Here is a 725-nt window from a genome sequence, read left to right on the forward strand (position 1 = left end):
ATACAGCGCCTTTTAGCTTTAATTCACTATCCTTATCATCAACTTTTTCAATTTCAAATTGCCCAGTCGGATCTGGCAATTTCTTATTTTCTATTTTAATTTCTACTACTGTATCTTTTTCTATTTTTACAGCTATTTTTTCTTTTAATAATTCATAACCTTTAGGTGCCTCTATTTCCACTAGGGTATAGTTTCCTATTGGTAAGTCCTTTGATATCATTTCTCCTTTTTCATCTGTTATTAACTCTCCAACTACTTTTCCTTTTGAATCTTCTATATGAAACTTTGCTCCTGCTAGTTTTTTATTTTTATCACTTATGTCTACTTTCACAAGCTTCATTTTCCCCATTGGATCTGGCAATTTCTTATTTCCTATTTTAATTTCTACTACTGCATCTTTTTCTATTTTTACAGTTATTTTTTCTTTTAATAATTCGTAACCTTTAGGTGCTTCTACTTCCACTAAGGTATAGTTTCCTATTGGTAAGTCTTTTGATATTACTTCTCCTTCTTCATTTGTTACTAGTTCTCCAACTATTTTCCCTTTTGAATCTTCTATATGAAACTTTGCCCCTGCTAGCTTTTTATTTTTATCACTTATGTCTACTTTCACTAACTTCATTTTTCCTATTGGATCTGGCAATTTCTTATTTCCTATTTTAATTTCTACTACTGCATCTTTTTCTATTTTTACAGTTATTTTTTCTTTTAATAATTCATAGTCT

Annotated in this window: 1 protein-coding gene; it reads right to left on the reverse strand. The window is 29.1% G+C overall.

What is annotated here, in order from left to right; translation table 11 throughout:
- On the reverse strand, window positions 1-725 hold a 725-nt coding region (locus MR160_RS33735), incomplete at both ends, for an MSCRAMM family protein (protein WP_242299223.1).

The organism is Bacillus cereus group sp. BfR-BA-01382 (assembly GCF_022663475.1).
Lineage (GTDB): Bacteria > Bacillota > Bacilli > Bacillales > Bacillaceae_G > Bacillus_A > Bacillus_A thuringiensis_S.